Here is a 1,002-nt window from a genome sequence, read left to right as displayed (position 1 = left end):
TGAAAAATTGTCACTCAAACTGCTCCGAGCATAATGGTTCTCTGAATGCCAATAAAAAATGGGCAAAATATCGTCGTGATATGTTGTCTTCTTTCCCGTCTCCATTTAATGAAGGTGCGGACTCATTATCCGAATCGATTGCTCACGCAGTACGCAATTTAAATAAACTGCGTCCTGATGCACAGGGCCCAGCTTATTTAGGGAGCGATCCTGCATTAACCATTGATTTTGACAAGGTTAAACAGGTTGAACTGAATCCAGGGATGACCCCTGTGGGTGAAGTGATCGATCAAACCACCAAACTGTTTGAAGGTTTACCAAACTGGGGTCACCCGTTGACCATGTGTAACGTGATCCCACAAGCTAACTCAGCCTCTATTGTGGCTGCGGTGTTGTCTGAGATTTTCTCACCTAACATTTTGGAAGGGGAATATTCCTGGAACGTACACCGCGCTGAGCTGGAAAGTGCCGGTATGCTGGGGAATTTGATTGGTTGGAATCCGCTGCATACCGGTTGTGTGTATACCTACGGTGGTTCCGGTTGCTGGACTTACCATGTCAAATACGCACTGACCCGTGTGTTGCCTGATTCGCGTCATACCGGTATTCGTACCGATGCTAAAGTCATCTGTTCACAACAAGCGCACTACACCATGCTGAACAGTACTGACTGGATGGGGCTGGGGATGGATAATATCATCACCGTGCGTACCGATCCAGAAACTAACGCGATGGATTTGGCTCATCTGGAAGAGATTTTAAAACAGCTGCAAGCCGAGAAAACACCGGTGGCTTCTGTGGTCTGTACTATGGGGACGACCGATGCGAACGCCTTTGACCCAGTGGCGGGGGTGCGTAAACTACTGGATCAATATCCAAACGCTGAGCCTTACGGCAAAGCACTGCTGTATTGCGATGCGGTAGTGTGCTGGTCTTGGTTGACCTTCAAAAAATATGATTTCGTGGCTAACCCACTGGAATTTACTGATGAGTTGCTGCCAT

1 protein-coding gene is annotated in these 1,002 nt (G+C 47.7%); it reads left to right on the top strand.

Annotation, left to right across the window (positions count from 1 at the left end; translation table 11 throughout):
- Positions 1-80 precede the first annotated feature (80 nt).
- On the top strand, positions 81-1,002 hold a 922-nt coding region (locus ACRC27_RS01000), incomplete at its 3' end, for a pyridoxal-dependent decarboxylase (protein WP_438638920.1).

The organism is Plesiomonas sp., from assembly GCF_051650925.1.
GTDB lineage: Bacteria > Pseudomonadota > Gammaproteobacteria > Enterobacterales > CAMTGL01 > Plesiomonas.
The sequence above is the reverse complement of the archived record's forward strand: the minus strand, read 5'-3'. Positions and strand labels throughout refer to the sequence as shown.